The sequence below is a fragment of the Massilia sp. BKSP1R2A-1 genome (assembly GCF_050586525.1).
Classification (GTDB): domain Bacteria; phylum Pseudomonadota; class Gammaproteobacteria; order Burkholderiales; family Burkholderiaceae_D; genus Telluria.
Map to the genome: position 1 here is coordinate 421861 of NZ_JBOBRE010000002.1, position 23266 is coordinate 445126.

At 64.8% G+C, this 23266-nt stretch carries 24 protein-coding genes; 9 read left to right on the forward strand and 15 right to left on the reverse strand.

Features of this window, described 5'->3' with window-relative positions; translation table 11 throughout:
- The first annotated feature begins 136 nt into the window (after positions 1-136).
- The 5 genes from ACQ7JA_RS05195 to ACQ7JA_RS05215 all read left to right on the forward strand — a co-directional run bounded on the left by ACQ7JA_RS05195 (position 137) and on the right by ACQ7JA_RS05215 (position 2629).
- Positions 137-586, forward strand: a complete 450-nt coding sequence (locus tag ACQ7JA_RS05195; protein ID WP_430895248.1) for a DUF2147 domain-containing protein — start codon at positions 137-139, stop codon at positions 584-586.
- A gap of 20 nt (positions 587-606) precedes the next feature.
- A complete protein-coding gene (locus ACQ7JA_RS05200) occupies positions 607-975 on the forward strand; it encodes a VOC family protein (protein WP_430895250.1) in 369 nt (122 codons plus the stop codon).
- A gap of 31 nt (positions 976-1006) precedes the next feature.
- Positions 1007-1348: an SMR family transporter gene (locus tag ACQ7JA_RS05205; protein WP_430895252.1), complete on the forward strand. Its 342-nt coding sequence runs from the start codon at positions 1007-1009 to the stop codon at positions 1346-1348.
- A gap of 93 nt (positions 1349-1441) precedes the next feature.
- Complete coding sequence (locus tag ACQ7JA_RS05210) at positions 1442-1906, forward strand: hypothetical protein (RefSeq protein ID WP_430895254.1); 465 nt, start codon at positions 1442-1444, stop codon at positions 1904-1906.
- Positions 1907-2170: 264 nt separating this feature from the next.
- Positions 2171-2629, forward strand: coding sequence for a hypothetical protein (locus ACQ7JA_RS05215; RefSeq protein WP_430895256.1), 459 nt, complete (start codon positions 2171-2173; stop codon positions 2627-2629).
- 62 nt (positions 2630-2691) lie between these two features.
- Here ACQ7JA_RS05215 and ACQ7JA_RS05220 read toward each other — a convergent pair whose 3' ends face one another.
- From ACQ7JA_RS05220 to tyrS, 11 genes are all read right to left on the reverse strand, one after another.
- Positions 2692-5634 (reverse strand): EAL domain-containing protein, encoded by a 2943-nt coding sequence (locus ACQ7JA_RS05220; protein ID WP_430895258.1) that lies wholly within the window; start codon positions 5632-5634, stop codon positions 2692-2694.
- Between the two features lie 109 nt (positions 5635-5743).
- Positions 5744-6811 carry a Holliday junction branch migration DNA helicase RuvB gene (gene ruvB / locus ACQ7JA_RS05225; protein ID WP_258827574.1) on the reverse strand — a complete coding sequence of 356 codons (1068 nt, stop codon included), beginning with the start codon at positions 6809-6811 and terminating at the stop codon, positions 5744-5746.
- A 6-nt stretch (positions 6812-6817) separates the two neighbouring features.
- On the reverse strand, positions 6818-7396 hold the full coding sequence (gene ruvA, locus ACQ7JA_RS05230) for a Holliday junction branch migration protein RuvA (RefSeq protein WP_430895260.1): 579 nt from the start codon (positions 7394-7396) through the stop codon (positions 6818-6820).
- Between the two features lie 13 nt (positions 7397-7409).
- Positions 7410-7961, reverse strand: a complete 552-nt coding sequence (ruvC, locus tag ACQ7JA_RS05235; protein WP_430895262.1) for a crossover junction endodeoxyribonuclease RuvC — start codon at positions 7959-7961, stop codon at positions 7410-7412.
- A gap of 168 nt (positions 7962-8129) precedes the next feature.
- A complete protein-coding gene (purH, locus tag ACQ7JA_RS05240) occupies positions 8130-9716 on the reverse strand; it encodes a bifunctional phosphoribosylaminoimidazolecarboxamide formyltransferase/IMP cyclohydrolase (protein ID WP_430895264.1) in 1587 nt (528 codons plus the stop codon).
- Between the two features lie 91 nt (positions 9717-9807).
- Positions 9808-10041, reverse strand: a complete 234-nt coding sequence (locus ACQ7JA_RS05245; RefSeq protein ID WP_027865797.1) for a helix-turn-helix domain-containing protein — start codon at positions 10039-10041, stop codon at positions 9808-9810.
- A 94-nt stretch (positions 10042-10135) separates the two neighbouring features.
- On the reverse strand, positions 10136-11161 hold the full coding sequence (gene dusB / locus ACQ7JA_RS05250) for a tRNA dihydrouridine synthase DusB (protein WP_430895404.1): 1026 nt from the start codon (positions 11159-11161) through the stop codon (positions 10136-10138).
- A gap of 163 nt (positions 11162-11324) precedes the next feature.
- The gene (locus ACQ7JA_RS05255; RefSeq protein ID WP_430895267.1) at positions 11325-11990 is read right to left on the reverse strand and encodes a histidine phosphatase family protein; all 666 of its coding nucleotides are present in this window, start codon (positions 11988-11990) and stop codon (positions 11325-11327) included.
- A gap of 44 nt (positions 11991-12034) precedes the next feature.
- Positions 12035-12700: a YbhB/YbcL family Raf kinase inhibitor-like protein gene (locus ACQ7JA_RS05260; RefSeq protein ID WP_430895269.1), complete on the reverse strand. Its 666-nt coding sequence runs from the start codon at positions 12698-12700 to the stop codon at positions 12035-12037.
- Positions 12701-12744: 44 nt separating this feature from the next.
- Positions 12745-13203, reverse strand: a complete 459-nt coding sequence (gene dtd, locus ACQ7JA_RS05265) for a D-aminoacyl-tRNA deacylase (RefSeq protein WP_430895271.1) — start codon at positions 13201-13203, stop codon at positions 12745-12747.
- Complete coding sequence (tyrS, locus tag ACQ7JA_RS05270) at positions 13200-14462, reverse strand: tyrosine--tRNA ligase (protein WP_430895273.1); 1263 nt, start codon at positions 14460-14462, stop codon at positions 13200-13202. Before tyrS ends, dtd begins: the two co-directional genes overlap by 4 nt.
- Before the next feature lie 149 nt (positions 14463-14611).
- On the opposite strand from tyrS, the gene ACQ7JA_RS05275 reads away from it, so the two are divergent.
- The 3 genes from ACQ7JA_RS05275 to ACQ7JA_RS05285 all read left to right on the forward strand — a co-directional run bounded on the left by ACQ7JA_RS05275 (position 14612) and on the right by ACQ7JA_RS05285 (position 17669).
- Positions 14612-15976: a M23 family metallopeptidase gene (locus tag ACQ7JA_RS05275; RefSeq protein WP_430895275.1), complete on the forward strand. Its 1365-nt coding sequence runs from the start codon at positions 14612-14614 to the stop codon at positions 15974-15976.
- Between the two features lie 176 nt (positions 15977-16152).
- Positions 16153-17295, forward strand: coding sequence for a dienelactone hydrolase family protein (locus ACQ7JA_RS05280; protein ID WP_430895277.1), 1143 nt, complete (start codon positions 16153-16155; stop codon positions 17293-17295).
- A 62-nt stretch (positions 17296-17357) separates the two neighbouring features.
- Positions 17358-17669, forward strand: coding sequence for a hypothetical protein (locus ACQ7JA_RS05285; RefSeq protein ID WP_430895279.1), 312 nt, complete (start codon positions 17358-17360; stop codon positions 17667-17669).
- A gap of 54 nt (positions 17670-17723) precedes the next feature.
- Here ACQ7JA_RS05285 and ACQ7JA_RS05290 read toward each other — a convergent pair whose 3' ends face one another.
- Positions 17724-19346, reverse strand: coding sequence for a methyl-accepting chemotaxis protein (locus tag ACQ7JA_RS05290; RefSeq protein WP_430895281.1), 1623 nt, complete (start codon positions 19344-19346; stop codon positions 17724-17726).
- Between the two features lie 240 nt (positions 19347-19586).
- Positions 19587-20915, reverse strand: coding sequence for a flagellar filament capping protein FliD (fliD, locus tag ACQ7JA_RS05295; protein ID WP_430895283.1), 1329 nt, complete (start codon positions 20913-20915; stop codon positions 19587-19589).
- A gap of 154 nt (positions 20916-21069) precedes the next feature.
- Between fliD and ACQ7JA_RS05300 the strand changes: the two genes are divergently transcribed.
- Entirely contained in the window at positions 21070-22167 is a 1098-nt protein-coding gene (locus ACQ7JA_RS05300; protein ID WP_430895285.1) for an anhydro-N-acetylmuramic acid kinase, read from the forward strand.
- Between the two features lie 208 nt (positions 22168-22375).
- On the opposite strand, the gene erpA is transcribed toward ACQ7JA_RS05300, so the two are convergent.
- A complete protein-coding gene (erpA, locus tag ACQ7JA_RS05305; RefSeq protein WP_430895287.1) occupies positions 22376-22744 on the reverse strand; it encodes an iron-sulfur cluster insertion protein ErpA in 369 nt (122 codons plus the stop codon).
- A gap of 54 nt (positions 22745-22798) precedes the next feature.
- The gene (locus ACQ7JA_RS05310; protein ID WP_430895289.1) at positions 22799-23200 is read right to left on the reverse strand and encodes a bactofilin family protein; all 402 of its coding nucleotides are present in this window, start codon (positions 23198-23200) and stop codon (positions 22799-22801) included.
- Positions 23201-23266: the final 66 nt, after the last annotated feature.

Genomic DNA, 23266 nt, shown 5'->3' on the forward strand with positions numbered 1-23266 from the left:
ACGCGGCTTCGGCCGCGTTTTTCATTGCTCCCGCGCCCAACGCGCGATTTGGAAGGATTCCTCGGATTCCCCTATCCACTTGGCGAACACTGTTTGCTACACTCTGCCATACCAATAACGATTCTGGAGACCCAAGATGCGACACTTGAAGAAGGCTGCCCTGATTGCCACGATGCTTGCGATGCCCCTGGTGGCGATGGCGCAAAACGCCTCGCCGGTGGGCGTGTGGAAAACGATCGACGACGAGACCGGGAAACCGAAGTCGCTGGTGCGCATCAGCGAGGAAGGCGGCGCCCTGACCGGCAAGATCGAGAAACTGTTCCGCCCGGCGGACCAGGACCAGAACCCGAAATGCACCTCCTGCGAAGGCGCGCGCAAGGACCAGCCGATCATCGGCATGACCATCCTGTGGGGCCTGAAGAAGGACGGCAACGAATACACCGGCGGCGAGATCCTCGACCCGGCCAAGGGCAAGACCTACAAGAGCAAGGCGACCCTGAAGGACAACGGCAGCAAGCTGGAAGTGCGCGGCTACATCGGCGCGCCGATGTTCGGCCGTTCCCAGACCTGGGTCCGCGAGCAGTAAGCACGACGGGGACGGCAGCCATGATCCGCAAGCACATGTATGTGCTGGCCGTCCCCGACCTCGATCGCTCGGCAGCCTTCTACCGCGACGTGCTGGGTTTTACCATCCACGAGATGGGCGACCCGGGCTGGCGCATGTTCGAGCACGACGGCTGCCGCATCATGGCCGGCGCCTGTCCCGACGCCCTGCCGGCCGCCCAGCTGGGCGACCATGGCTGGTTCGCCTATCTCGACGTCGACAACGCCGACGCCTGGCACGCCCGCGCCGAGGCCTGCGGGGCCGAGATCACCAAGCCGCTCGCCAACGAGCCCTGGGGCATGCGCGAGTTCGGCCTGCGCACGGTCGACGGCCACCGCATCATGATCGGGCATGCCCTGCCCGAGGGATGATGCGCGCAGCATGCGCCTGTATCATGGGCGCATGACCCAGACCCAAGCCTACCTCTACCTCGCCTTCGCCATCGGCGCCGAAGTCATCGGCACCACCGCCCTCAAGGCTTCCGACAGCTTCACCCGCCCATGGCCCAGCCTGCTCACGGTGGGCTGCTACGCCCTGTCCTTCTACCTGCTGACCTTCAGCCTGCGCGTGCTGCCGACCGGGATCGCCTACGCGATCTGGTCCGGCGTCGGCATCGTCCTGATTTCCGCGATCAGCTGGGTGGTCTACGAACAGCGCCTCGACCTGCCCGCCATCCTCGGGCTGGGCCTGATCATCGCCGGCGTCGCGGTCATCAACCTGTTCTCGAAGAGTGTCGGCCACTGATGCGCTGTTCAATTGCGCGCCGGGAAAATTGTCAATCCAATATCTTCCCTCTTTACTGCTGAGTACAACCCTAGTGTAACGAGGAAATATCACATGCTCTACCTGCGTCTTGCCTGCCTGCTGGCCGGCTTCCTGGTGCTGCTCGCGCCGCCGGCCATGCGGTACCCGACGGGCGCGTCGTCGAACGAGCTGGTCCCGGCCGCCGAGATGCTGATCGCGCTGTTGCTGGCCGCCGCCAGCTTCTTTTACATTGCATTGACCGGCCACCGCATCCGCCGCTCCCCGGCCCTGCGCCGCCCGTGCGCCCTGCTGCTGTGCGCCCCCTTCCTGGCCGGCGCCGCCGCCCTGTGGCGCAGCGCCACCCCGCCCGCCCTGTGGATGAGCGGCCTGCTGCTCGGCTTCACCCTGATCGTCTCGGCCATCCTCGCCTACCCCCTGCTGCGCGGCCCCAGCCCCCGCCGCATCCGCGCCCGCGAAGTCCGCCTGCACCGCCGCCGTCTGGGGTCAGAGTCGAATTATTTGCCAATATCTCACCACCAACGGACACCGCACAATTGATCCTTATCTCAGCCAATTGATCTAAAGACCGTACCCAACAATTCGACTCTGACCCTAATTTTTCCAGCCAAGAAGTAAGCCAAACCTAATTAGGGTCAGAGTCGAATTATTCGCCAAGAACTTTACGTCAGCTGCGCTCAGGCCATGTTTCGTGGTTGGAGGACAGATCACGGAGGACATTGGCAAACAATTTAACTCTGACCCTCATTGGGGGTGTGGTGTGCTATCGTCGGGGCATGTTCTGCCTGGATCGTTAGCATACCGATGAGCGTTCCGAATCCGGCGCGGCCCGTCGTGCGGGGGCGTGCCTTGCGTTATCTCCGCCTGATCAGCCTGTTCGCGGGCGTGCTGGCGCTCATCCATCCGCCCCTGCTGCTGCGCTCCGTCGCCCACGCGGTCCCTGACATGGCCGAGCCTTTCATCATGCTGGGCGGGATGCTGCTGGCGGCCGGCGGCTACTTCGTGATCGGGCTGGCGGGGCACCGCATGCGCCGCTCGCCGGAGCTGCGTTCGCTGGCGGCGCTCCTGATGATGATGCCCTTCGCGGCCAGCGCCACCGTGGTCTGGCATGGGGTCAGCAGCCCCACCCTGATGCGCATCTGCGGCTTCCTGATGGCCTTCACGCTGGTGCTCTACATGACCTTCATCTATCCGCTGATGCACACGCCCAAGCCGCGCCAGGCCAAGGACTACAGCCAGCCCGCGTCGCGCGCCATGCGGTAGGCCTCGACCCGGTTGCCGGCGAAACGAAGCCCCCGAGCCACGCCTGCTTCTCCATGCATCGCCTACGCGCCGTCCCGGGGAAGCGCAGTCTCGGTCTGCGCCCGCAGCAGCGCCGCCAATGCGCCGGCATCCATCGGCTTGCCGAACAAATAGCCTTGATAGCAGTCGCAACCGATCTCGGCCAGGAAGCGGCGCTGCGCATCGACCTCGACGCCCTCGGCAACGATGCCCAGTCCGAGCGATCGGCCGAGCGCGACGATACTGCGCGCGATCGCCGCGTCGTTGGGGTTGTCGAGGATGTCGCGCACGAAGGATCGATCGATCTTGAGCTGGTCGAGCGGCAGGCGCTTGAGGTAGCTGAGCGACGAGTAGCCGGTCCCGAAATCGTCGAGCGCAAAGCTCAGGCCGGCCTGCTTCAGTGCGTGCATCTTCACGATCGTATCGTCGATGTCGGCGATCAGGACGGACTCGGTCAGTTCCAGCTTGAGCAGGGACGGCGTGACACGGAACTCGGCGACGGTCTGCAGCACCATGTCGACGAAGTCGGGCTGCCTGAGCTGGTGCACGCTGACATTGACCGCCAGCAGCAGGTGGTGCATGCCCGCCTGTCCCGCCCATGCAGCCAGCTGGGCGCATGCGCTGCGCAATACCCAGCGGCCCATCGTCGTGATCAGGCCGCACGCTTCGGCGACGGGAATGAATTCGGCCGGACCGACCTGACCACGCGAGGGACTTTCCCAGCGCAGCAAGGCTTCGGCGCCCACGATCCTGCCGCCGTCATCGACCTGGGGCTGGTACAGCAGCGCGAGGCCCATGCCATCCTGCGCCGCACGCAGCTCGGCTTCCAGGGCGTGCCGCCGGCTGACTTCCGATTCCATGCCGTGATGGAAGAAGCGCAGCGTATTGCGTCCATCCCGCTTGGCGGCGTACATGGCCATGTCCGCCTGCCGCATCACCGTGTCGATGTCGGTCGCGCCATCCCGGCACAGCACCGCGCCGACGCTGCAGGTGGCGTGGTGGAGCTGGCCGTCCAGGTCGAAGGGTTCGCGCACCGCCGCCAGGATTTTCTCCCCGGTGGCGGCGACCTGCAGGGAAGCTTCGTTTTCTCCGCCGGCAAGGTTCTCAAGCAGGACGACGAACTCGTCGCCGCCGAGCCGCGCAACCGTATCGCCGGCGCGGGTGCAGTCGACGACGCGTCGGGTAACCAGGCAAAGCAGGCGGTCGCCCGCCCCGTGTCCATATAGATCGTTCAGGTCCTTGAAATGATCCAGGTCGAGGAACAGCAAGGCGGCGCCCTGGGTCCTGCGCTCGCCGGCCTTGAGGCAATGCTGGAGGCGCTCGTGCAGCAGGCGGCGATTGGGCAGGCCGGTGAGCGGATCGTAGAAGGCAAGCTGGACGATTTCTTCCTGCGCCCGCTTCTGCGCACTGATGTCGCCCTGGGTGCCGACGAAATGGGTAAGACGGCCGCGGTCGTCATGGACCGCCGTGACGGTCAGGCGCATCGGGCAGCTCTCTCCGTGCGGATGCCTGTACCAGACTTCACCCTGCCACTTGCCCGAACGCTCCACCGCTTCCCACATCGCCTGGTTGGCGCTCGTACCGTCCCGGACCAGGGAAAACGGCGGCAAGGGGCTGCCCACCATCTCGTCGGGCCCGCAGCCGCGCATCTCGCAAAACGCCTGGTTGACACGCAGGATGCGGCGCTCGGGACTGGCGATGAACATGCCTTCGGCCGACTGGAACACCGTGGCGGCGATGCGGTTGGCTTCCTCGGCGGCACGCCGCTCGGTGATATCGATGGAAATCCCGCAGATCCCGGAGAGGCTCCCGTCCTCGCGGGATAGGGGAATCTTGGTGGTCAGGAGCGTGATCGCGCGGCCTTGCGCATCGGGAACGGTTTCCTCCGTCACGATCCGCTGCCTCTGCTCCATGGCGCGCAGGTCGTCGTGGCGCACGCGGGCGGCGACCGCCGGCGCGAACAGGTCGGCGTCGCTGCGGCCGATGACCTCGTGTCCGGGAAGGCCCAGGAAGGCGTGCAACGCGCGGTTGGCGTAGCGGTAATGCGAGGCGCTGTCCTTGATGTACACCAGGCTGTCGACACTGTCGAGGATGGTCGCCAGCCTTTGCTCGGTCTCTTTCAGGGCGCCGCTCTTGCGTCCGACCTGGCGCCTGAGCCAGGCGGCCAGTCCCAGCGTCGTTCCCAGCAGCGCCAGGATCAGTCCCGATCCCCACCAGACGTAGTTGGGGACGCGGGCGAGCAGGCCGCGCGATTCCCAGCGGTCGAGGATGCTGAAATACACCGAGTCCGGATCGGCCTGCCAGGCACCCAGTTTGCGGTCGAGGGTGGCGAGCAGCTCGCCGTTGCGTCCCTTGCCGGCGGCGTAGAACAGCCGGACCGGCTGGAACATGATGCTGGTCTCGACGATGCCGTAGCGCTTCGCATGGAAGTCGCCGGCAAACTTGCTGGCGACTGCCGCATCGGCCCGCCCGCTTCGGACCAGCTCGAATCCCTCGGCGACCGAAGCGACCGGCAGCAGCTTGGGCGCGGCGCCGAAGCCGCTGGCGAAATCGGCGAAATACCGCTCCTGGATCGATCCGGACAGCACGGCGATGCGCTTGCCGGAGATGCTCGCCACGGTACCGATCGGCATGTCGGGACGCCGGTAGAGCTGCGACCAGCTGAACAGCGCGGGAACCTGGGGAAAATCGAAGCGGCGGCTACGCTCTTCGCTCCATGCGACATCCGGCAGCAGGTCGATCGTCCCCGCCTCGAGCGCCTCCAGGCACTGCGCCCACTTGCAATGGACAAACGTGAGTTTCCAGCCCTCGTTGCGGGCGACTTCACGCAGCAGATCGATCAGGATGCCGTCGGCCCGGCCGCGTGCATCGATGTAGACCTTCGGTGCGTTGTCGTAGACCCCCACCGAGACCGTGCGCCCCGGCGGCGCGGCGTGGGCCAGCGAACACCACCAGCAGCATAGCAATAAGATGAGTCGATGTCGCAAGAATGTCGCCTTTCGCCCATGTGGAAGGTGGCCGGCGAGCCGTGCAGCCGGGCGTTTCCGGTTTCTGGCGAGAATTCTACAGTGTAAAGCCTCGGCCTTTCGCTTGTGTTCAGGCAGGCGGCAGGTTATCCCACAAGTCGCCGGTCGGGCTGATGCGCGGCGCCGTGACGCCGAAGTGCTGGTAGGCCAGCGGTGTGGCGATGCGTCCGCGCGGGGTCCGCTGCAGATAGCCCTGCTGGATCAGGTAGGGTTCGAGCACGTCCTCGATGGTGTCGGCCGCTTCGCCGATCGCCGCCGCCAGGTTGCCGATGCCTACCGGCCCGCCGGCGAACTTGAACAGCACGGCCTCCAGCAGCTTGCGGTCCATGACGTCGAAGCCGACGGTATCGACGTCGAGCATCTTCAGCGCACGGTCCGCCATGTCCTTGGTGATCTCGCCATTGCCCTTCACTTCCGCATAGTCGCGCACGCGGCGCAGCAGGCGGTTGGCGATACGCGGCGTGCCGCGCGCGCGCTTGGCCACTTCGCGCGCACCCTCCTCGTTGATCGGGGCTTCGAGCAGCGCGGCGCTGCGGCTGACGATTTTGGTCAGCTCGTCGACGTTGTAGAACTCCAGGCGCGCCACGATGCCGAAGCGGTCGCGCAGCGGATTGGTCAGCATGCCGGCGCGCGTGGTCGCACCCACCAGCGTGAAGGGCTGCAGGTCGAGCTTCACGGAACGCGCGGCCGGGCCCTCGCCGATCATGATGTCGATCTGGTAGTCCTCGAGCGCCGGGTACAGGATCTCCTCGACCACCGGCGACAGGCGGTGGATTTCGTCGATGAAGAGCACGTCGTTCGGCTCGAGGTTGGTGAGCAGCGCGGCCAGGTCGCCCGGGCGCTCCAGCACCGGGCCGGAGGTCTGGCGCAGGTTCACGCCCATCTCGCGCGCGATGATGTGGGCCAGCGTGGTTTTACCGAGGCCCGGCGGGCCGAACAGCAAGGTGTGGTCGAGCGCCTCGCGGCGCTTGCGCGCGGCGGAAATGAAAATCTCGAGCTGGTCGCGGATCTTGGCCTGGCCGACGTACTCGTCCAGCTGCTTGGGACGCAGGGCGCGCTCGATCGCCTCCTCGTTGGGCGAGGCGGGCGCGGCGTCGATAACGCGGTGCTCGGTGAAGTTGTCGGTCTGGATGCTCATGGTTTATCAGGCTTTGGAGAGCGCCTTCAGCGCGAACTTGATGCCGTCCGAGACGGTCGCGCCGGCCGGCATGTTCTTGATCGCGATGAGGGCTTCCTTGTCAGAATACCCCAATGCGAGCAGCGCGTTGAGCACGTCGGCCTGGGCGTCGTCGCGCACGGCGCCGCCCACCACGCCGATGTCGGCGCCGAGCTTGCCCTTCAGCTCCAGCAGCAGGCGCTCGGCGGTCTTCTTGCCGATGCCGGGGATCTTCACCAGGCGGCCGGTCTCCTGCAGGGTGACGGCCTGCGACAGGTCGGCCACCGACATGCCCGACAGGATGGCCAGCGCCATGCGGGCGCCGATGCCGGTGATCTTGATCAGCTGGCGGAACAGCGCGCGCTCCGAAGCGGTGCCGAAGCCGAACAGCAGGTGCGCATCCTCGCGCACGATCAGATGGGTGAACAGCACCACCTTCTCGCCCGTGTGCCCCAGGTTGTAGAAGGTGCTCATCGGGACGTCGACTTCGTAGCCGACGCCGTTGCAGTCCACCAGCACGTGCGGCGGCGCCTTTTCGAGCAGGATTCCAGAGAGACGACCGATCATCGGTTTTTCCTTATTAAACGAGACGGCTGCGTTTCATGCGCAGCGTGGGTGGGGCGGACGATCGTCCGCCCGGCGTCTGCGCGCCAATCAACGCCAACGTGTCGAGGCTGTGGGCGTGGCAGATGGCGACGCCGAGCGCGTCGGCCGCATCGGTGCCGGGCAGGCCCGGCAGCTTCAGCAAGCGCGACACCATGTCCTGCACCTGGGCCTTGGCCGCCTTGCCGGTGCCGACCACGGCCTGCTTCACCTGCACCGCCGTGTACTCGGCCACGTCGAGGTCGGCGCCGACCAGCGCCGTGATCGCGGCCCCGCGCGCCTGGCCGAGCAGCAGGGTCGACTGCGGATTGACGTTGACGAAGACTTTTTCGATGGCCGCGCAGGCCGGCCGGTAGGCGGCGATGATTTCGCCGACGCCGTTCAGGATGACCTTGAGCCGCGGGGGCAATGCGCCTTCCAGGCCGGTCTTGATGGTGCCGGACGCGATGTAGCGCAGTTTGCTGCCGTGTTTTTCAATGACGCCGAACCCCGTCGTACGCAGGCCCGGGTCGATGCCGAGAATAATCATTGTGGAATGATATACGGCGGGAGGCTATTCGTGGGAAAAATACTGTGCAAAAACACAGTAGGGTGGGCGATTCCTCGCCCACGCGTTCAAAACATGGTTGAAAATTGTTGCGCGTTCGTACACACGATGTTGAACGCGTGGGCGGAGGACCGCCCACCCTACAAGGGCTTAGTGACGGAAGTGACGGGTGCCGGTATACAGCATGACGACGCCACGCTCGTCCGCCGCGTCGATGACTTCCTGGTCACGCATCGAGCCGCCCGGGTGGATGACGCAGGTCGCGCCCGCATCCACCACCACGTCCAGACCGTCGCGGAAGGGGAAGAAGGCATCCGACGCCACCGCCGAACCATTCAAGGAAAGACCGGCGTTCTGCGCCTTGATCGAGGCGATGCGCGCCGAGTCGATGCGGCTCATCTGGCCCGCGCCCACGCCCAGGGTCATGCCATTGGCGCAGAACACGATGGCGTTCGACTTGACGAACTTGGCCACGCGCCAGGCGAACATCAGGTCCTGCAGCTGCTGCTGGGTCGGCTGCTTCTTGCTGACCACGCGCAGTTCGCCCAGGCCCACGTTCCTGGCGTCCGGCGCCTGCACCAGCACACCGCCGCCGACACGCTTGAGGTCATAGGGATTCTGGCCTTCGCCCAGCGGGATTTCCAGCAGGCGCACGTTCTGCTTGGCCGACATGATCTGGCGCGCTTCCGCGGTGAAGGACGGCGCGATCAGCACTTCCACGAACAGCTTGGCCACCGCCTCCGCCGCGCGGGCGTCGACTTCGACGTTGAAGGCGATGATGCCGCCGAAAGCCGAGGTCGGGTCGGTCTGCAGGGCGCGCGAGTAGGCGTCCAGGGCGTCGACACCGATCGCCACGCCGCAGGGGTTGGCGTGCTTGACGATCACGCAGCCGGCCGGCTGGCCCAGGCCACCCAGGGACTTGACGCATTCCCAGGCCGCATCGGCATCGGCGATATTGTTGTACGACAGTTCCTTGCCCTGCAGCTGGCGGTAGTTGGCCAGCGCGCCCGGGGTCGCGGTCAGGTCGCGGTAGAAGGCGGCGCCCTGGTGCGGGTTCTCGCCGTAGCGCATGTCCTGGACCTTCTCGAAGCTCATGTTCAGGGTCTGCGGATAGCTCGAGCGGGTCGCGTGCAGGCGGTCTTCGCCCAGGCTGGTCAGGTAGTTCGTGATCGCGCCGTCGTACTGGGCGGTGTGGGCAAACACCTTCTTCGCCAGGCGGAACTTGGTCTCGTAGCTGACCGGGCCGGCGGCAGCGCCGGTGCCCTTCATCTCGGCCAGCACGACGCCGTAGTCGGCCGGGTCGACGATCACGACCACGTCGCGGTGGTTCTTGGCCGCCGAGCGCAGCATGGTCGGGCCGCCGATGTCGATGTTCTCGATCGCGTCGTCCAGCGAGCATTCATCCTTGGCGACGGTCTGCTGGAAGGGATACAGGTTGACCACGACCATGTCGATCTGCGGGATGCCGTGTTCCTCCAGCTTGGCGACGTGCTCCGGCAGGTCGCGGCGGGCCAGGATGCCGCCGTGGACCTTCGGGTGCAGGGTCTTGACGCGGCCGTCGAGCATTTCCGGGAAACCGGTGTAGTCGGCGACTTCGGTCACTTGCACGCCGTTTTCCTGCAGCAGCTTCGCGGTACCGCCGGTGGACAGGATGTTGACGCCGAGGCCAGAGAGGGCCTTCGCGAAATCGAGGACGCCGGTTTTGTCGGAAACGGAAATCAGTGCTTGTTTGATCATGGTGAGGCCTGTTGTTGAGAATTCGGGCGTCCGGGCGGACGGACGGCGAGCCGGCCGCGCCCCAGACGCACGGCCATCGCCATGCGGTCTGTTACAGGAGACCGTGCTCCTGCAGTTTCTTGCGCAAAGTGTTCCGGTTGATGCCCAGCATCTGCGCGGCGTGCGACTGGTTGCCGTCGGCGCGCGTCATCACCACTTCAAGGACCGGTTTTTCGACCGTCAGGACCATCATGTCGTAGATGTTCGTCGGTTTCTGCTCGCCCAGATCGTTGAAATAGTCCTCGAGGCTCTTCTGGACGACTTCCTGGATACTTTCTTTGCTCATGTTCTCTGCTGCTTCATCCTGGTTAATGATTGCCGCTGCTAGGCAGCGTGTCCCCGATAATTCTTATTATTCTGATACTGCAGTATTTACCGCTTCATGCTGCCATTGCCTCTTCGGCAGAAAGTGCGGGCCGGTATTGTAACCGCTCGCCATGCCGGAGTTGCGATTTGAAAAAGGCGTCGACCGCGTCGAGTTGTTCGGCAGTCGACTCCAGCAGGTTCATGCGCTGGCGGAACTCTTCGCCGCCGGGCAGGTCCTGCACATACCACCCGATGTGCTTGCGGGCGGTGCGCACGCCGACGTACTCGCCATAGAAGGCATAGTGCGCCGGCAGGTGTTCGTTCATCAGGCTGCGCACTTCTTCGACCGTCGGCGCCGGCAAATGCTCGCCCGTGCGCAGGTAATGGTCGATCTCGCGGCAGATCCAGGGGCGGCCCTGGGCGGCGCGGCCGATCATGACGGCGTCGGCGCCCGTGTAGTCGAGCACGAACTTCGCTTTTTCCGGCGTGGTGATGTCGCCGTTGGCGACCACCGGGATGCCGACGGACGCCTTGACGGCGCGGATGGTGTCGTATTCGGCATCGCCCTTGTAGCCGTCGGCGCGGGTGCGGCCGTGCAGGGTCAGCATCTGGATGCCGGCCTGTTCCGCCATGCGGGCGATGGTGAGGGCGTTCCTGTTCTGGCGATCCCAGCCGGTGCGGAATTTCAGGGTGACCGGCACGTCGACGGCCTCGACCACGGCGTGCAGGATGCGCTCGACCAGGTCTTCATGCTGCAGCAGCGCGGAGCCGCACCAGCTGTTGCACACCTTCTTGACCGGGCAACCCATATTGATGTCGATGATCTGGGCGCCGCGCTCGACGTTGAACTTCGCACAGTCGGCCAGGTCTTTCGGGTCGGCGCCGGCGATCTGCACGGCCTTCGGTTCCATTTCCCCGGCGTGGTCGGTGCGGCGCGAGGTCTTTTCGCTGGCCCACAGGCGCGGGTTCGAGGCCGCCATCTCGGACACGGCGTAGCCGGCGCCGAGCTGCTTGCACAGCTGACGGAACGGGCGGTCCGTCACCCCGGCCATGGGGGCGACGAAGACATTGTTACGCAGGATATAAGGACCGATTTGCACAGCGGAAAATCTCAAAAGTTTCTCGGGGAACCTATTATTTTACCTCATTCGCTGCTCAAAATAGCGGCAGAATTTTTTCGGATTGTTGTGCGTGTGATATTGGCAGTGGGTGTGAGTGGGGGTAGGCCCCGCTTGCGCCGCGGTGGATCCCGGAGAAAAACGCTCAGCCCACGTCGTCCAGCACGGCCGGCCGCAGGTGCTCCACCTCGCCCCAGCTCACCAGCTTGAGCACGCCCGCTTCCGCCACGAAACGGTTCACGCTCGCATTGAGCACCTTGAAGTCGCGCGGCGTCTCCAGCGGCAGCCCCTGGGCAGCCCGGTAGGCGCACTCCAGCACCCCGCCATGCGCCACCAGCGCGATCGTCTTGCCCGGATGCGCCGCCGCATGCGCCAGGATTGCGCCGATCGCGCGGTCATAGAACTGGCGGAAGGTTTCGCCCCGGTTCGCCCCCAGCGGCAGCACGGCGTCGACGTCGCGCGCCTGCCAGGCGGCGAATTCCAGCGGGAAGCGCGCCGCGATCTCGCTGTAGAGCAGGCCTTCGAAGCCCCCGTAGCAGCGCTCGCGCAGGGCCGGATCGGTACCGACCGCCATGCCGCGCGGGGCCGCGATGGCCTCGGCGGTCTGGCGGGCGCGCAGCAGGTCGCTGGAAACGACGTGGTCGATGCGTTCCGGCGCCAGCGCGGCAGCCAGCAGCGCGGCCTGGCGGGAGCCTTCCGCATTGAGGGCGATGTCGAGATGCCCCTGGAGCCGTCTTTCGGCATTCCAGGCGGTCTCGCCATGGCGGATCAGGAGGATGGTGGTGCTTGTGTTCTTGTCGTTCGATTGCATGAGGTTCGTTCGCCCGAACCTCGGGGCGGCGTGTCTTTATCTGATTACTTGTCGAGGGTGGCCGCGACGGCCGGATTGAGCGAATACACGCCGAAGGTGCGCGCCTCGTCCAGGATGTGGCCGCGGATGGCCAGGCGCAGCTCGGCGCCAGTGAAGCGGCCTTCGAGCGGCAGGCGCGGGATGTCGAGCGCGTACAGCGTGAAGACGTAAGTATGCACCCGCTCGTCATTCCACGGGGGACAGGGGCCGTCGTAGCCATAGTATTCGCCGGCCATGTCCGGGTCTGCCGCAAACCACCCGGTATAGTCGTTGACGCCCTGGCGCAGCTGGTGTTCGGTGCCGTTCTTGATGGTGAAGGGCACCAGCGGGCCCGGCTTGCCGTGGGGGGTGACCATGTCCGAGAACATGCCCTCGCTCAGGGATTTGAGGCAGACCGGGATGTCGACCAGCAGCCAGTGGAAGAAATCGACCCGTGGCAAGGAATCGGGCACGGTGCGCCCCTCCTGGTTGACGTCGTCGCCCACCGAAGGAACATCCGGATCGTGGCAGATCAGCACCAGGGACTTGGCGCCTGCCGGCACGTCGTCCCAGGCGATGTGGGGACTGCGGTTGCTGGACAGCCTGACGTGGCTGGCCGGGTCGCTGACCGCAAACGCACATTCCGGCGGGATCACCCCGCCTTCGTTAAATGAATCGCTCCAGATACGCATATGCCCTCCCCTGATGCTATTGACCTGAATTCACGGCGGGGGTTTCAGCGCTGGATGCCGATCGGATCAACCTGCAGCCAGAAAGTCACCGGCCCGTCGTTGACCAGGCCGACTTTCATGTCGGCGCCGAATTTGCCGGTCTCGACAATGCCATGGCGGGACCTGGCTTGTCGCACGACATGGTCGAACAGGCGGCGGCCGTCTTCCGGCGCGGCCGCCGGCGAAAACGAGGGGCGCGTGCCCGATTTCGTATCCGCCGCGAGCGTGAACTGCGGCACCAGTAGCAGGCCACCCTGGGTATCGGTGATGCTGCGGTTCATCTTGCCGGCCTCGTCCGAAAATACCCGGTAGCCGAGCAGCTTGGCCAGCAGCGCATCGGCTTCGCGCTCGGTATCGCCCTTCTCGGCGCAGACCAGCACCATCAGGCCGGCTTGGATGGCGCCGACGACTTCGCCGTCGACGCGCACGCTCGCTTCGCTGACCCGTTGCAACAGGCCAATCATGCGAGCGTAATACGGGCGAACTTGCGCTTGCCCACTTGCATCACAAACGTGCCGGCTTCGACCTGCAGACCCTTGTCGCTGACCACGGCGCCGTCGATGCGCACGCCGCCCTGGTCGACCATGCGCATCGCTTCCGAGGTGGAAGCGCACAGACCGGCCTGCTTGAGCAGCTGGGCCACGCCCATCGGCGCGCCCGCCAGGCTTAGCTCCGGCACCTCGTCCGGGATGCCGCCCTTGGAGCGGTTGACGAAGTCGGCCAGCGCATCGTCGGCCGCCTGGGACGAATGGAAGCGCGTGACGATTTCCTTGCCCAGCGCCACTTTCGCGTCGCGGGGGTTGGCGCCGGCTTCGACTTCGGCCTTCAGCCTGGCGATGTCGGCGATCGAGCGGAAGGACAGCAGGTCGTAGTACTTCCACATCATGGTGTCCGAAATGCTCATCAGCTTGCCGAACATGGTGTTCGGGGCTTCGGTGATACCAATATAGTTGTTCTTGGACTTCGACATCTTCTCGACGCCGTCCAGGCCTTCCAGCAGCGGCATGGTCAGGATGCACTGCTGCTCTTGTCCGTAGTCTTTTTGCAGCTCACGGCCGACCAGCAGGTTGAATTTCTGGTCGGTACCACCAAGTTCCAGGTCCGCCTTCAAAGCGACCGAATCATAGCCCTGCATCAAAGGGTAAAGGAACTCATGCACGGCAATCGGGGTCCCACTCTTGTAGCGCTTGGTGAAATCGTCGCGCTCCATCATGCGGGCCACGGTGTAGCGCGAGGCGAGCTGGATCATGCCGCGCGCGCCCAGCGGGTCGCACCATTCGGAGTTGTAGCGGATTTCCGTGCGCGCGGCATCCAGCACGAGGGATGCCTGGCGGAAATAGGTCATCGCGTTTTCCTCGACCTGCTCCTTCGTGAGCGGCGGGCGGGTCGCGTTGCGGCCCGAGGGATCGCCGATCATCGAGGTGAAATCGCCGATCAGGAAAATCACCTGGTGGCCGAGGTCTTGCAGCTGGCGCATCTTGTTCAGCACCACGGTATGGCCGAGGTGCAGGTCGGGCGCGGTCGGGTCAAGGCCCAGCTTGATGCGCAGCGGGGTGCCGCTTTGTTCGGAACGCGCCAGCTTCTGGGCGAATTCGCTTTCGATCAGGAGTTCATCGACGCCGCGCTTGGTGATCGCCAGCGCCTCCTGCACCTTGTCCGTCAACGGGAGGGGGGCGGACACATTCACCGGGGCGCCCTTACCGGACGAAACTTGGGAAGTCATAGAATTCTTGTAGGAAATTGGCTAAAACGGTTGTAGGACCACATCTTTTGGTATAATTCACGATCCTTGTTCTGTTGCTTGTAGAAAACTTTACACAACGATAAGAAGCAAGGGTCCTGAAAGTTCAGCCGCAAATTTTAACTGATTGCATGAACCCTATACAGAAAATCACCCGTCAAAGCCTGCTCCAGCTGCTGCCACGAACCCGCAAGGCGCGCATTGTCAGCGCCGGCGCCGTGTTCATGAGCGTGTGCGCCTTCGGAGCCATCGGCGTGTCGCCGATTGCACCGGATGCTTCCGATCTTCCGGTCAAGTCGATCGAGCAAGACCTGGAAATGCCGAACCTGGCAGACCAGATCGCCGCCCTCCAGCAAGACGAGCAGCAGTTCATCCGCGAAGAGCGCATCCGCCCCGGCGATTCGCTCGGCTCCCTGTTCACCCGCCTTGGCGTCGACGACGCCGATGCCCAGAAATTCTTCCGCTCCGATAAAACTGCCCGCCGCCTGCTGTCGCTCAAGACCGGCAAGCGCGTCCAGGCGGAAACCGACGAGAATGGCCTGCTGCTGTCGATGCGCGCCACGATCACGGACGGCAAGAACGGCGATGCACGCCAGATCTCGGTCGAGCGCGAAGGCGACAAGTTCGTCGCCCTCGAGTCCCCGGCCAAGCTGGAACGCCGCGTCGAAATGCGTTCGCGCGAAATCAAGAGCTCGCTGTACTCGGCCACCGACTCCAACGTCGACGGCGGCAGCATGCCGGATTCGATCGTGAACCAGATGATCGAGATGTTCTCGACCAATATCGACTTCCGTTCGGACATCAAGCGCGGCGACCGTTTCAACGTCGTGTACGAAACCTTCTGGCTGGACGGCGAACTGGTCAAGACCGGCCGCGTGCTGGCCGGCGAGTTCGTCAACCGTGGCGTGGCTTACCAGTCGGTCTGGTACGAAGACCCGGTTACCAAGCAGGGCGGCTACTACACCCTGGACGGCAAGGCCATGAAGAAAGCCTTCCTGAAGTCGCCGCTGGAGTTCTCCCGCATCTCCTCCGGCTTCTCGATGCGCGTACACCCGATCTCGGGCAAGTGGAAGGCGCACAAGGGCGTCGACTACGCCGCCTCGACCGGCACCCCGATCCGCGCCGCCGCGGACGGCACCATCGATTTCGCCGGCAACAGCGGCGGCTATGGCAACCAGGTCGTCGTCAAGCACTGGTCGAAGTACAGCACCGCCTATGCCCACATGAGCCGTATCGCGCCGGGCATGCGCAAGGGCGCCAAGGTCAGCCAGGGCCAGGTGATCGGCTATGTCGGCTCGACCGGCTGGTCGACCGGCCCGCACCTGCACTACGAGTTCCGCGTTGCCGGCCAGGCCCAGAATCCGGAAAAGTTCAAGTCGCTGGCCCAGCAACCGCTGACCCCGGCAGAACTCTCGCGCTTCCGCATGGCGGCCGCCGAGATGAACCACCGCTTCTCGCTGCTCGCCCCGAGCGGCAACGCGATGGCCGCTCGCTAAGCCAGGCTGCCTCCTTCCAACGCCCCGCCGCATCGTCGATGCCGCGGGGCGTTTGCTTTCCCTCTTCCCCGATTCATGCAGCACGAATAACTTCCGCAAGATAGCAATATTTTTGCCACTGAAAAGCAATCCCAATGCTAGAGTGATCACCATAATCACAGCATAGGGAGGCAATCTTGTTCAGGCGCGTCGCGGTTTTGCTGCTCGTCTTCTTCAGTTGCTCGGCGAATGCCCAGCAGGCTTTCCCCTTCCATAACAAGCCGGGCGCTTACGCCGTCGGCTTCCGGACCGTCCAGCAAAGCGATCTCAGCCGCAGTTATAAAGGCAAGCCGCGTCCGATCCAGACCGCCATCTGGTATCCGGCCCGGAAAGGCGGCACGCCAATGCGCTATGACGACTATCTGCAGCTGCTGGGCTGGGACGACGACTTCACACGCCCGCCCGCCGAGCGCGAGAAGGTGCTGGCGGAGTGGCTGAAAATCGTCAACGAGGACAAGCCGGCCGCGGAAGTCGCCGCGGAACGCAGGGACGTGCTCTGGGCGGTACGCGATGCCAGGGCGCTGCCGGGCAAGTTCCCTGTCGTGATCTACTCACCGAGCATCAGCAGCAATGTGTTCGAAAACGCGGAGATGATGGAATACCTCGCCAGCCACGGCTATCTCGTGATCGCCAGCCCGGCGCTGGGCATCGAGGGGCGCTGGCAGAAGGACGACCTGGCGCATGCCGAGGCCCAGGCAGCCGACATCCGTTTCCTGGTCGACTACGCGCAGACCTTGCCCGAGGCCGATCCTTCCCGGCTCGCCGCCGCCGGTTTTTCATGGGGCGGCATGGCCAATGTGCTCGCCGCTGCCCAGGACGAGCGGATCAAAGCCCTGGTCTGCCTGGACGGCACGGTGCGCTACCGCCATGACATGCTCTCGAAAGTGCCTTACCTGAAGCCGGAACAGCTGCGCACGCCCCTGCTCTACCTGGCCCAGCGTCCGCCACCCTTCGAGCGCGGCCTGAAGTTCAAGCCGGACCACTCCGGCAGCATCCTCCTGAAGATGAAAGGCGCCGACGTCTGGCTGCTGACGATGTATGCAATGGAGCACTTCCACTTCGGCACCAGCTACCTGCGTCTCGATCCCCTGACCTTCGACGAATTCAGCCGCGAGGAAGTGGCGCAATCGTATGCCTTGAGCGCGCGCTATGTCCTGAACTTCCTGAATGGCGCACTGAAGGGGGACAAGGCCGGCTTCGACTACCTGATGAAGAAGCCCGAGCAGGTGGGCGTTGCGCCGCACACCGTCCACAGCCAGCACTTCCCGGCCAGCCTGTAGGTCCACGCCCTCCCGGCAGGCGCGAAGACATCACCTGGGTCGGCGTCTACACGGACGGCAGTGTGGCGCGCTACCGCGCCGGCCTGAAGGATCCGAAAGCGCCCTCGCCGAAGACCTCGGGCGGTACGCCGCGCAAGCTCATCGAGAACATCGTCCGTGCGCCGGAAGCACGCACCGAGACCTTCGAGAACGTGCGCATCGATACCGATGGCGAGATGGCCCAGGTGCTGTTCGACTACAGCTTCATGGTCGGCGACTACCGCAACAACTGGGGGAAGGAGAGCTGGCAGATGGTGCGCACCGAGAACGGCTGGAAGATCGCCGCGGTGGTGTGGTCGGCGGAAGAGAATCCGGAACCGCGGCCTAAAAAATAGACCGGCGGACGGCGCCCGCATCGTGGGGCGGGCGCCGCCCAGGCTTGACGCGACTCAGGCGGTAGCGAGCGAGAGGCGCGACGCGCCCTGGCCGCGCTGGCGGGAAGGGGCGTAAGCTCCCTGACCGTCGCCGACCACCTTGAAGGTGCTCACCAGCTTCGACAGGATGGCGGCCTGGTCCTGCATGGACGCCGCCGCTGCCGCCGCTTCTTCGACCAGGGCGGCGTTCTGCTGGGTGACGCCGTCCATCTGGGTGATGGCGGCGTTCATCTGCTCGATGCCCATGGCCTGCTCGGCGCTGGCGGAGGTGATCTCGGCCATGACGTCGGTCACGCGGGCGATGCCCTGCACGATTTCCTGCATGGTCGCGCCCGCTTCGTTGACCAGGCGTCCACCCGCGTCGACCTTGGACACCGAGTCCATGATCAGGGTGCGGATTTCCTTGGCTGCGGCGGCCGAACGCTGGGCCAGGTTGCGCACTTCGGAGGCCACCACGGCGAAGCCGCGGCCCTGCTCGCCGGCGCGTGCGGCTTCCACCGCCGCATTGAGCGCGAGGATATTGGTCTGGAAGGCGATGCCGTCGATCACGGCGATGATGTCGCCGATCTTCTTCGACGATTCGTTGATCGATTCCATGGTCGACACCACCTCCGACACGACGCTGCCGCCGCGTGCGGCGATTTCGGAGGCCGTTTGCGCCAGCGTATTGGCCTGGCGTGCATTGTCGGCATTCTGGCGGACCGAGCCGGTCAGTTCTTCCATCGACGAGGCCGTTTCCTCGAGGGCGCTGGCCTGCTGCTCGGTGCGTGCGGACAGGTCGAGGTTGCCGGTGGCGATCTGCTGCGAGGCCGTGACGATGGTCTCGGTGCCGGCGCGCACCTGGCTCACGGTGGTGAGCAGGCTTTCGTTCATCCGCTTGAGCGCGGCGAGCAGCTCGCCCACTTCATCCTTCGAGGCCGCCTGGATCTCGGCGGTCAGGTCGCCCGACGCCACCTGCTGGGCCAGGCCGACGGCACGCGCCAGCGGACGGGTGATGCTGCGGGTGAGCAGGAAGCCGAACACGGCGCCGCAGGCAAGCGCGATGGCGCCCAGCGCCATCAGCAGGTTGCGCGCGCTGGCCTGCAGCGCGTCGATGCGCTGGTTGGCGTCGGCGAACTGGCTTTCCTGGTGGGTGACTACTTCCTGCACGCTCCGCACGTACTTCTTCATCTCGGGCAGGAGCTTGTCGGACACGATGACCTTCAGCTCGGCGGCCTGGCCGTCCAGCATTTCCTTGCGCTTGAAGAGATTGTCGCGGACTCCGACATAGCGCTTGCGCTGCTCGGCAACTGCGGCCAGCAGGGCCTTGCCCTTCTCGCTTTCCAGGCGCGACTCGAGCTCCTTCTGGAGCTTGCTGACTTCGGCGCTGGTCGCCTTCATTTCCTTGTCGTAGTAGGCCTCGTCGTCCGGATCGCTGCTCTTGGCCTTGGCCAGCGTGCGCACGCTGTTGGTGGCGATCCCCTGCAGCCAGCTTGCCGCCAGCTTGGCGTCATGGTTCGTTTCCGCCATGACGGCCTTGGCCTCGGCAATGCGCCCAAGCTGCCACAGCGCCGTCGCCAGCATGATCGCCATCAGGACGAGGATGGCAGCGAAGGCGCTGCCGAGACGGGTGCCGATCTTGAAATTATTGAGGTTCATATTGTTCTCTACTCAAAAAAACGGGAGCAAGCTTGACCTGAAACAAGGTATGTTTCGAAACTCGTCAAGGTCTTAGAAACTTTACTCTAGAGAAGAATATTTGCCCTAGATAAATGCACTTTAATGGTGCTGACGTTGAGCGTCAGACAACATAAAGACGTTTATAAACAACGGCTTGTTATCATTTAATTAGCTTAGTTGGCGGAAAAATCTTGCCTATTAAAATAATTCAATGATTTCTCAGGCCATGAAATCGAAAGCCGACATCGGCGGTCCCTGCAGCATCCCGAACAGGGAGCTGGCGCCGCTGCCGGCTGCCGAATACTGCTGCATCAGCAGCATCGCCTGGCGGCTGGCCGTCTCCGTGATCTGGCTGCGCTGCGCGGCCAGGGTTTCCATGTCCTTCTCGAGCGCATCGGCCTGCTTGTAGAGGGCGCTGCCGGAGGCGAACTGGTCCGCCACCGCGCTGGAGAGCTGGTCGGCCACGCCGTCCGTGCCGTTGCTGAAGAATTTGGCGGCGCCTTCCGGATCGGCGGCGATGGCGGCTTTCAGTTTCGTCTCATCCAGCTGCAGCTTGCCGCCATTGACGGACAGGCCCATGCCGGCCAGCTTCGCGGCATCGACCTTGTCCAGGGCCCTGGCGATCTGCCCCTGCACCTGCTGCACGGCCGCGTTCGCATCCGCATCCTTGCCGCCGAGCTCGGCCAGGCTGGCGTGCATGACATTGAAGGTCTCGATCACGCCCCTGACGTTGCGGGTAATGGCCTCATTGGAACGCGTCACCGTCACATCCACCTTGCCGGTGGCCGTCAGGGCGAGCGCGACGCCGGGGATGGCGGCGTCCACATTATTGGTGCTGCTGGTGATGGACTTGCCGTCGACCGTGAGCCTGGCATCCTGGGGCGCCAGCTGCTGGCGCATGCCGCTGCTGCCGCCCGGCTCGTAGCCCAGGAGCGCCTGCAGCGCGGGGTCGCCCGCGACCTGGACCCGCATGCCATTCGCCGCGCCCGGCTTGCCGGACAGGCTGAGCGTGTAGCCCTTGCCGTCCTGGACCACTTTGGCGTCCAGGCCCGCTTCGCGCATGGCGGCGGCGATGCCCTCGAGCGTGTTGGCGCCGGAACCGATCTTCACCGTCGTCGTGAGCGTATTGCTGCCCTGGCCCGACTCGATGCGGATCAGGGTGGTGCCGCCGGCGCCCAGCGGCGTGTCCTTGCCCGGCAAGGCCCGGGTTGCCAGTTGCTGGGCCTGGGCCAGCTGCGCGACATCGATGCTGTGCGCGCCAGGCGCCGCCGTCCCCGATGCCAGCCGCGCGCTGACGCCCTTGCCGCTGCTCGTTGCCGCCATGTCGAGGGCGCCCGCGGCCACCTTGCCGGCGGAAGCGGCGAAGCCGTCGAGTGCCTGCGCGATCTTGCCGAGGTTCGACAATCGCGCCTCGTCGCGGCGCCACTGGGCGTCGATGGTTTTCAGGGCCGGGTTCTGGTTCATCAGCGACTTGGCCGCGGTGGCGTACAAGTCGGACACCTGGGCGCCGGCCTGGGACGTGAACAGGGAAGAGGGAATGGTCGTCATGCTGGAAAGTATGCCAACCGCGACCGCCGGTTATTCGAAGAAGCACACCGGTTTTCGCGGCCCAGTTTCCGCTTTTGCAAATCCCTGGCAAGCTTTCACTTTTCCGCCCGGCGGTTTAGACTGCCTTGCTGCATTCTATGGACCACGAGAACCCATGCGCGACACTTCTTCCCTGATCATCGGCCTGATGTCCGGCACCAGCCTCGACGGCGTGGACGGCGTCGTCGCCGATTTCGCCGGCGGCGCCATCCGCACCGTGGCGGCCGCCTTCACGCCCTTCCCGCCCGCACTGCGCAGCGAATTGATGGCCCTGCAGGCCGCCAGCGAGAACGAACTCGAGCGCGAAGCCCTTGCCGCCAACGGCCTGGTCCTGTGCTACGCCGACTGCGTGCGCCAGCTGCTGCCCCTCGCCAGCGGCCCGGTCGCGGCCGTGGCCGTGCATGGCCAGACCATCCGCCACCGCCCGGAACTCGGCTTCACGCGCCAGACCAACAACCCTGCCCTGCTGGCCGAACTCACCGGGATCGACGTCATCGCCGACTTCCGCTCGCGCGACATCGCGGCCGGCGGCCAGGGCGCGCCCCTGGTGCCGGCCTTCCACGAGGCCGCCTTCGGCAAGCCCGGCCTGGCGCGCGTGGTGGTGAACATCGGCGGCATCGGCAACATCAGCGTGCTGCACGGCGACGGCCGGGTGACGGGCTTCGATACCGGTCCGGGCAATGTCTTGATGGACTTGTGGATCGGCCGCCACCTGGGCAAGGCCTACGACGAAGATGGCGCCTGGGCTGCCGGCGGCGAGGTCGACCAGGCCCTGCTGGCCGCCCTGCTGGACGAGCCCTATTTCCGCCAGCCGGCGCCCAAGAGCACAGGGCGGGACCTGTTCCATGAACAATGGCTCGATGCGAAGCTCGCGCGCTTCGGCGACGTGGCGCCGCAGGATGTGATGACCACGCTCACCCGCCTGACTGCGGTGACGATCGCCGATGCGATCCGCGGCGAACATGCGGGGGTGGAGGCGGTGTATGCCTGCGGCGGCGGGGCCTATAACGCTACTCTGCTGCGCGGCATCGGGGAAGCGCTGGGCGGGGTGAAGGTGGAATCGACGGCGGCGCTGGGGATTGCGCCGAACCGGGTCGAGGCGCTCGCCTTTGCCTGGCTGGGCTACCGCTTCATGCAGCGCGAACCGGGCAATCTGCCGGCCGTGACCGGCGCGCGCGGGCCGCGCATCCTCGGTGCGCTGTATCCATCGTAGGGGTGATCTGGTCCAGTGGACCAGATCACGCTCCCCCGTCCGCGCGTTCAAATACACGATGAAATGAGGCACATCGTCCATTCGCCCGCTGGTTGAACGCGCGCACGGCAGACCCGTGCACCCTCCGAAAAGCGGAGCCCGAAAAAGGAACGGCCCGGATGAACCGGGCCGTCGACTGCCCGGCTTATCCGGGCTGCCTGGGGGAAGGTCAGGCGGAGAACGAGGAGCCGCAACCGCAGGTCGAGGTGGCGTTCGGGTTCTTGATGACGAACTGGGCGCCTTCGAGGTCGTCCTTGTAGTCGATCTCGGCGCCGACCAGGTACTGGTAGCTCATCGAGTCGATCAGCAGCTGGACGCCGTTCTTTTCCATCGTGGTGTCGTCTTCGTTGACGATTTCGTCAAAGGTGAAGCCGTACTGGAAGCCGGAGCAGCCGCCGCCCTGCACGAAAACGCGCAGTTTGAGGTCGGGGTTGCCCTCTTCTTCGATCAGCTGTGCGACTTTCTCTGCGGCGCTGTCGGTGAAGTTGATCGGGACTGGGATCGTGTCGAGGTCTTGCACTTCGGCGACTGCGGTCATGGGAATACTCCTGATGAATTTCGAATTGCGCCCATTATAGACCGTTAGCACGAGTCATGCTGCCGACCCGATCTCGGCGTCGGCAAGATGAAACACCGGCTCGCTGGCGGGTTCGTGGGTGAGTTTCCCGGTTACTAACGCCCCGCCGTGCATTTCAAGCAAACGGTAGTGGACATCACCATGTATGCGGCCTTTCGGCTGTAATTCAAGGAGTTCCGAGGAATGGACAGAGCCGGCGATGTAGCCGTTGACCACCAGGCTGGCGCAGCGCACCTCGCCTTCGATGCGCGCATGTTCCGAGACGATCAGCATGCTGTCGGCGCCGTCCGCCGCCACCACGTTGCCGTGCACCTCGCCGTCGATGCGCAGACCGCCGGTGAAGCAGAGGTCGCCCTCGATCCGGGCCGAGATCCCGACCAGGCTGTCTATTTCGCTCTTGGCTTGTCGACCGAACATGATTTTCCCCCGTCAAATGAGCCCCCGCCCATTGATCAATTTACCGTGCTCAACAACGGCGGCCTT